The sequence below is a fragment of the Methylobacterium sp. Leaf100 genome (genome assembly GCF_001422845.1).
Classification (GTDB): domain Bacteria; phylum Pseudomonadota; class Alphaproteobacteria; order Rhizobiales; family Beijerinckiaceae; genus Methylobacterium.
Genome location: NZ_LMMW01000042.1, coordinates 1 through 7,253 on the forward strand (window position 1 = coordinate 1; position 7,253 = coordinate 7,253).

At 61.8% G+C, this 7,253-nt stretch carries 10 protein-coding genes and 2 pseudogenes; 11 read left to right on the forward strand and 1 reads right to left on the reverse strand.

The genetic code is table 11. The features are described from left to right. Positions 1–282: 282 nt before the first annotated feature. Positions 283–576 (reverse strand): hypothetical protein, encoded by a 294-nt coding sequence (locus ASF25_RS22895; protein WP_156369027.1) that lies wholly within the window; start codon positions 574–576, stop codon positions 283–285. A 306-nt stretch (positions 577–882) separates the two neighbouring features. Between ASF25_RS22895 and ASF25_RS22900 the strand changes: the two genes are divergently transcribed. The 11 genes and pseudogenes from ASF25_RS22900 to ASF25_RS22925 form a co-directional block, all read left to right on the forward strand. Further along, a complete protein-coding gene (locus ASF25_RS22900; protein ID WP_156369028.1) occupies positions 883–1,233 on the forward strand; it encodes a hypothetical protein in 351 nt (116 codons plus the stop codon). A 72-nt stretch (positions 1,234–1,305) separates the two neighbouring features. Beyond that, positions 1,306–1,635, forward strand: a complete 330-nt coding sequence (locus ASF25_RS15970) for a hypothetical protein (RefSeq protein WP_056305836.1) — start codon at positions 1,306–1,308, stop codon at positions 1,633–1,635. After that, positions 1,635–1,808: a hypothetical protein gene (locus ASF25_RS22905; protein WP_156369029.1), complete on the forward strand. Its 174-nt coding sequence runs from the start codon at positions 1,635–1,637 to the stop codon at positions 1,806–1,808. The genes ASF25_RS15970 and ASF25_RS22905 overlap by 1 nt, the downstream gene beginning before the upstream one ends. A gap of 187 nt (positions 1,809–1,995) precedes the next feature. Next, entirely contained in the window at positions 1,996–2,676 is a 681-nt protein-coding gene (locus tag ASF25_RS22910; RefSeq protein WP_156369030.1) for a hypothetical protein, read from the forward strand. Between the two features lie 319 nt (positions 2,677–2,995). Further along, positions 2,996–3,271, forward strand: a complete 276-nt coding sequence (locus tag ASF25_RS22915) for a hypothetical protein (protein WP_156369031.1) — start codon at positions 2,996–2,998, stop codon at positions 3,269–3,271. Further along, on the forward strand, positions 3,268–3,570 hold the full coding sequence (locus ASF25_RS15985; protein ID WP_056305841.1) for a hypothetical protein: 303 nt from the start codon (positions 3,268–3,270) through the stop codon (positions 3,568–3,570). Before ASF25_RS22915 ends, ASF25_RS15985 begins: the two co-directional genes overlap by 4 nt. Beyond that, the gene (locus ASF25_RS15990; RefSeq protein ID WP_056305843.1) at positions 3,567–3,854 is read left to right on the forward strand and encodes a hypothetical protein; all 288 of its coding nucleotides are present in this window, start codon (positions 3,567–3,569) and stop codon (positions 3,852–3,854) included. Before ASF25_RS15985 ends, ASF25_RS15990 begins: the two co-directional genes overlap by 4 nt. Continuing rightward, the gene (locus ASF25_RS23910) at positions 3,854–5,113 is read left to right on the forward strand and encodes a DUF927 domain-containing protein (RefSeq protein WP_056305844.1); all 1,260 of its coding nucleotides are present in this window, start codon (positions 3,854–3,856) and stop codon (positions 5,111–5,113) included. The genes ASF25_RS15990 and ASF25_RS23910 overlap by 1 nt, the downstream gene beginning before the upstream one ends. After that, positions 5,106–6,469 (forward strand): annotated as a pseudogene (locus ASF25_RS23725) (DUF927 domain-containing protein). Before ASF25_RS23910 ends, ASF25_RS23725 begins: the two are co-directional and overlap by 8 nt. A gap of 8 nt (positions 6,470–6,477) precedes the next feature. After that, positions 6,478–6,783, forward strand: a complete 306-nt coding sequence (locus ASF25_RS22920; RefSeq protein WP_156369033.1) for a hypothetical protein — start codon at positions 6,478–6,480, stop codon at positions 6,781–6,783. Positions 6,784–6,891: 108 nt separating this feature from the next. Next, positions 6,892–7,253, forward strand: a pseudogene (locus tag ASF25_RS22925) (phage portal protein); the annotation flags it as partial.

The following is a 7,253-nucleotide window of genomic DNA, read 5'->3' on the forward strand; positions in this document are numbered from 1 at the left end:
TGGCCGCGTCATCGAGAAGAATGCAAACGGTCTGAGCCATCGCCCAAACTCGCACGCATCACGCCCCCCGTGAATCATCCGCTCGCGTCAGTGCACTAGGATCTTCGCGACCGCATAAAGCCCACATCGCTCAGATAAGGGAAGATCACGGCTCGCAGATCGAGCTATCTCGTCAAGGTTTTCGATAGCAAGTTTTGCACTATTCATTAGTTCCTCGGCGCAATTACATTGCTGAACATGGGTCTATTTTTTAATCAAATGAGGAATGTCATTAGTGCGCCACTATTTAAGCTTGCAGAAAATATGTGCTCCCATTTCACTTACTACATAACTTTCTAGCACTAAAAGGCCGTGACATTCGGTGCGAGAACGCTCAATTAAATCCAAAAATGACTGCAATGTGGAAGGCAAATCATCAAACCATCCAATAAATGTCGTATTAGGAAGAATGTTGTACTGCTCTTTATAGTCTTTGATTAGCTTGAACCAGCCAAAATTGCTTGCTTGTTCTAGAACTTTCTGATGCGGGTTATAACTAGACGACTCTATGCCATACGATACGAGGAATTGCGCCACGAGGCCATCTCCTGGTTATCTTGGCGTGTCATGAGGTTCACGCTTCGTACTCAATCAAAGCGTGTCTGCGGGGTTCCGTCAAGTTGCGGGGGCTTGCTCGAGTTTTCTGACCCCTCTGCTATCACGCAGCTTCGTCGAGCTACCGATACGCGGGGCGGATCGTGCTGCAGCTTGCGTCTGCGATTGATGCCGATGCTAAAGTGTCGCACCTGACGACATCATAGACCCAATAATAAATCTTGATTTGAATTTATTATGCGGCATATTCATGGGCGACGGGCAATCCCGCCCACGAAGGACAAATCCATGGATTTTAATACATATGCCGAAATGGACAGGCTTCTGCTTGAGAACGGAAATATCATCACCTGCCCCATGGCAAGCTTACGCGATGCGCATGGCGCTGGAAAACTTGGAGTTAATGTAATTAATAATATAAGCGGCGCTCTTGCACATCGGGGCGTAGGACATTTACCTCAGGATCTCCCCCAAAATCAGTGGTCAATGGTTCGCCTTTATAAAAAAGGAACTAGCATATCAGAGCTTATTGACGCGGTTTATGAAGTTGGCGAAGCGAACGACAGCAAAATCCGCGAACTGGCGAATAGCACAGCTATTGAAGATTTACGCAGGGTTCGCGAAATAGTTTGCGGCTAAGACATATCAACCAGCGAGGCAGTTAGAGGCTGCCTCGCTGGTCTAACCACCAACCGCACTGGAGTGCTGTTCATGGCTGACCACACCGATACCACACCCGTACCCGCCCGTCCCAACGACCGCGAGCTTGCCGCGGCCTACCGCGATATGGAGGGCGCGATCTGCAATCTCCGAAGCATGGCCCTCTTGATGGGAATGACTGTCGAGGACACCGTGATCCAGGGCGGCGGGGCGCTGGTAGACCACATCAAGCGGCAAGCCGGTCCCATGAAGGGGTACCGCATCGTCGTTATGACCGAGGAACAATCCGAGAGCCTCGAATACGCCCTCAACCACATTAGCGATCTCGCAATCAATTTGAGCCGAACCTACTATGCCGGCTTTGGTGAGAAGGCCGCCTGATGCCCCTCATCACCTTCCTCCGCTCGCGCTGGCTGCTCTGGCAGGCGCAGCATCACGCCGAGACCGGGCGTCGTCTGTGGCTGCTCTCGCAGGAGCATCACGCCCGCGCTGGCGAGTGCCTGGATAGGCTTCAGGCCGAGATCGACGCCGGCCGCGTGGTCCTCGTCCGCTGACACCCTGGCCCGGCCGTTCGCGCGATCTCGCGCGGGCGGCAGTTTCGCGACCTTCCCGTGAAACTCGCCCCAGCAGCACGTCTCGCCCGGGAGAGCCTTTCCTTCTTTCATACGCGCTGAACGGAAATGATCGTTTGCTCCCGCTTCATTTCCGCGATACGCAAATGAAGACACGGAGAGCGTAGGCATGGCGACGCCAGGACAGCTTGTTGAGACGATCGCCGAGGCACTGGGCAAGCCGGCCGCCACGATCACTCAGCATGATCGTGTCCTCGCCGCTGCAGGTCTTCGTGCGATGAAAGGGCGTGGGCGGGGTGCTGCCCATGTCACAGCGCGTGATGCAGCTCATGAGCTGGTGGCTGTTCTCGGCAGCGACCTAGTCGTGGACTCGGCCGCAAGCGTGAACAAGTACGCGATGACCCTCCCAATGAACGATGGGGGACCGGAGTACGTCGATTGGACCGGTTTCGTCATTCCGGAACTGGCGGCACTTTCGCCGCAGCATTCGTTCAACGATGCTTTGGAAGCACTGATCCTGTCTTTCCAGAGCGGCAGCTATTGTCAGCTGTGGTCTGATGCATGCGAAAAAAAACATGGGCGTCGCATGCCTATACCTCCAGCGGTCCGGATCAGACTGCAAAGTCCCTTTGCAATCGCTGATCTCGAATGCTTAGGCTACGGACATCCAGAGTTTCACAGGTCCGTACGCTACGTTGTTCCAAGTCCGGACGAAGAGGACACTACAAAGCTTCTTGCCGCCCTTGAGGAGAAAAACAGGCAGCTAGGTATCGCCTATTCTGATCTAACCCAGTGGCGAGAGATCACTGGAACGACCATCGGAATGATTGCGGACCGTCTTAACAACTAACTGGAGCACTTTGTGAGCGAGATTTCAGAACCCCTCTCGGGGCGACCGGCGGAGCTTTGCCTCCCGTCGCACCTCTGCAAGCCCCGCCTCCGTCGCTGGGAGGCGGCTGAGTACCTGAAGCTGGTGCACGGGATCGAGGTGGCGCCGACGACCCTGGCGAAGTGGGTCACGGTCGGCGGCGGACCCGAATACCAAAAGGTGAACCGCACCCCACTCTACCCGACCACCGGCCTCGACGCTTGGGTTGCCGAGAAGCTGGCAACCCCCGTTCGGAACAGCAGCCAGCCGGCATAGTCCCGCCCAAATCCGTCAAAGCGAAATGGAGAACATCACCATGCGCATCTCAGCGCAGGGCGGCGGCTGCGTGCCGTCCGACCCCCAAAAGCAGACTGCCGCTCCGGGGGTGAAGGCCCGGAACGGCAGCAAAAGCGAGCAGGCCACGAAACCTCTCACCCGGATCTCAAACCACAAGCCGCCGGTCCTGACAAGAACGATGGTCGCCCTCTTCAACGATGACGGCGCCTTCATCGGCTTCAGCCTGTTCGGTCAGCGTAGCGACGCCCGCGCCTTCCTGCGGGCAGGAGGGGCAGCATGATCTCGCGCAACCTCAGCCCGAACGACTTCGCATGGGCGCTCGACGCTAGCCGGAGGGCTTACCGGGTACGCCCGACCACATTCGGCGACCTTCGCACGCTAGGGCTGACCAACGTCTCCGGGTTCATCACCGTCGTCTGCCTCCACAGCGCCGTGACGACCACGATGCGTGCCGAATGCGGGCTATTCCCGGATGCCTGGGAGGACACAGACAGCTACGCGCGCCGCCGGCTGAACGCCATCGCCGGATCCCGCACCCGCCGTACTCAGACAGCTGGAACGCGGGGGCGATCGGCATGATCGACTTCGCCAAAGTGAATGCGGCGGCCCTGTCGGCGCTGCCGTCCCTGCTCTCACGCTGGCTGCCGGACGGTCGCCGTGCTGGAGGCGAGTGGATCGCCCGGAACCCACGTCGCGCCGATCGCAAGGCGGGCAGTTTCAGCGTCAACATGGCGACTGGGCGATGGGCCGACTTCGCGACGGGAGACCGCGGCGGGGACGTGGTGAGCCTCGCCGCCTTCCTCGCGGGCACCGGCCAGGCCGAGGCCGCCCGCAGTCTTGCCGACATGCTCGGAGTGCGTTGATGGAATCCGCCGGCATGTTCGCTCCGCTGTCCGAGGAAGAGGCCGCCGTCGTCGAGGCGCCGGCCCGCAGATCCTCGACCAAGACGCCGATCGTGCCGGTGCCATCGAGTGCGCCACCTATGACGTTCAAGCACCCCAAACTCGGGGCGCCGACGCGTTCCTGGGCCTATCACGATGGCGACGGTCAACTCGTAGGCTACGTGTGCCGGTGGGATTTCATCGACGCGGACGGTAAGGCGGCGAAGGAGATTCTGCCCGTCACTTTCTGCGACCTCGGCAATGGCCGGACGGGCTGGCGCTCCAAGGGCATCCCATCGCCGCGCCCACTGTATGGGCTGCCGGAGATCGACCAACGCCAGGACGCGACGGTCATGGTCGTCGAGGGTGAGAAGACCCGCGACGCGGCGGCGCTGCTGTTTCCCGAGATAGTCGTGACGACGCCGGCCCATGGCGCCAAGTCCCCGCAGCTGACCGACTTCGGACCCTGCGCGGGCCGCACCGTCATCATCGTTCCCGATCACGACGAGCCCGGCCGGACGAACGACAAGGGCCGCCCGCTTCATCCCGGCCGGGATTTCGGTGACAAGGTCGCGGAGCTGGTGCGGGCTGCCGGCGCCAGCGAGGTACTCCGGCTAGCTCCCGAGATCCTCGGGCTGTGGCGATGGGTCGACGGCGAGCGCATCGCACGCGGCGATGCGATGCCGGATGGCTGGGACATCGCCGATGCTGTCGCTGATGGCTGGACAGCGGAGACCGCAGCCGGATTGCTCGATGTCACACCCTACCCGAGCGCCGAGGATCGAGCTGCCGAGGGGGAGGGCGACGCAGGCGAAGGCTACGTCTGGCCGTTCCGGATCGGGTGGAACGGCGTTGAGAAGCGCGTCGAGCGAGCCGACCGCGAGACCGGCATCATCACGGTGGAGTGGAAGTGGTTCTGTTCCGCCCTTGAGGTGAAGGCTGACACTCGCAGCGCTGAGGGAGAAGAATGGGGTCGCCTTCTAACGGTCACGGATCGCGACGGGCGCGTGAAGGACTGGGGCATGCCCATGGCGATGCTTGCCGGCGACGGTACGTCCTACCGCGAGCGGCTGCTCTCGCTCGGTCTCGTCATGGCCCCGGGTAAGTTCGCCCGCGATGCCCTCCACGAATACATTTCGACGGCTCGCCCCGACACCAAGGCCCGATGCGTCGGCCGGGTCGGCTGGCATCTGCGCGCCTTCGCCCTCAGCAACCAGACGGTAGAGCACGGCAATGGGTGAGCGGATCATTCTGCAGACGAACGGCGCAGTGGATCACGCGCTGCGCGAGGCCGGCAGCCTGGAGAGCTGGCAGGAGCACATCGGTCGGTATGCGATCGGCAACTCTCGGCTGGTGCTGGCGATCTCGACTGCGTTCGCTGCACCGCTGCTCTACCCTACCGGATCGGAGAGCGGCGGCTTCCACTTCCGGGGGGATCCTCCACGGGGAAAACCACGGCTCTGCACGTCGCAGGTTCGGCCTGGGGCGGTGGCGGCATCCGCGGTTACGTACGGACCTGGCGCGCGATCTCGAACGGATTGGAGGGCGTTGCGGCCATGCACTGCGACTGCTTGCTCTGCCTCGACGAGATGGGACAGGTCGACGGGCGAGAGGCCGGCGCCATCGCCTACATGCTGGCGAACGGTGTGGGCAAAACGCGGGCGAGCCGCACTGGCGAGGCGCGGCCGCCGGCCGAGTGGCGCCTCCTGTTCCTGTCGAGCGGCGAGCTGAGCCTCGCGGACAAGATCGCCGAGGACGGACGTGGACGCCGGGTCGCCGCCGGGCAGCAGGTACGCATCGTTGACATCGCGGCCGATGCCGGTGCGGGGCTCGGCATGTTCGAGAACCTGCACGGATTCGAATCGGCGGACGCCTTCGCACGCCATCTAAAGATGGCCGCGAGCGAGCACTACGGCTATCCGACCCGCCGCTTTCTTCAGTCCCTCGTCGACAACTTCGACGCCATCGCGCCGGCCGTGAAGGCCCATGTCGACGAGTTCATCGCCGAGCACTGCCCAAAGGGGGCGGATGGGCAGGTGAGCCGAGTTGCCGCACGCTTCGGACTGGTGGCGGCCGGCGGTGAGATGGCGCGGGCGGCAGGCGTGCTGCCCTGGCCGGAGCATGAGGCGACACGAGCGGCAGCACGGTGCTTCGGGGATTGGCTCGCCGCACGTGGCGGCGTCGAGCCCGCTGAGGAGAGCGACGCAATCGCGGCCGTCCGGCGCTTCATCGAGATGCATGGCACTTCGCGGTTCGAGGCCATGGGTGATCTGCTGCCCCGTAATGGCATCGGCGAATCCATCGACCAGCGCATCCTCAATCGCGTCGGCTTCCGGCGACGCTCGGAAGGCGGTGGTATCGAGTATCTCGTGTTGCCCGAAGCTTGGCGGACGGAGGTATGCGTCGGTCTCGATGCAACGATGGTGGGTAAGATCCTGGCGGGGCGCGGCCATCTCTCGACCGGATCGGACGGCAAGCCGCAGGTGAAGGTCAGACTGCCCGGCTTCGACAATCCCGTGCGGTGCTACGTCATCACGGCCGGCATCCTGGGCGACGATGAGCGCCAACCGGCGACTGCCGCCGGTACGCAGTTTTGAGCCGCGGTATGGCGACCTTCGCGCGGTTTGCCGCCTTTGCCCCCAAGGGGCAGGCTGTTCCCCATGTTCCCCAACCCCCTCTTCCTTGGGGAACAGCTTGGGAAACAGATAATGACGAGCAATCACAATTGCTTAGCGACCGCGTTCCCCATGTTCCCCCCGTTCCCCACGGAAATGACGATGCCTGGAACGAAAACGACTGGCAGGCCGCGTTCGACGAGCGTGCCGGCGTCCTCGAATATGACGAGGGACTGCCTCGGTCACAAGCTGAAGCATTGGCTAGGGAACAGATAGGCAAGCAACGGCGCGCTTAGGTATGCGATTTCATGAAGCTTCCAGGCAATCAAAGGCGGGCTATGTGCCCTCTTTTTCTTTGACTTGGTCCAACATTCCGCGATCTTCGCCGCATCGAGCAGGTGAAGATGTCCAAGAAGTCCCGCCGCAAGGCTGAACAGCACGAAGAAAAAGCCTGGACGCTCGATGTGCCCGGCGACGAGATGCTGTCGCTCTTCGGTGCAGGGACCGCTACCGCGTCCGGCGAGGCGGTTGGACCGGAAAGCGCGCTTCGTGTGCCGGCTGTGGTGGCAGCGGTACGAACGATCGCCGGGACCCTGAGCAGCCTTCCCATCCACGTCTACCGCCGCGGGGCCGATGGCTCACGCCAGCGCGACCGCGATCACGCTGCTGCTAGTGCACTGACTCAGACAGATGGTTCAGGGGCTCGGTTGAGGGCGTCGAAGATAGCGGCGGCGGGTTTGGTCCAGACGAAGGGTTTTGGCTTTCG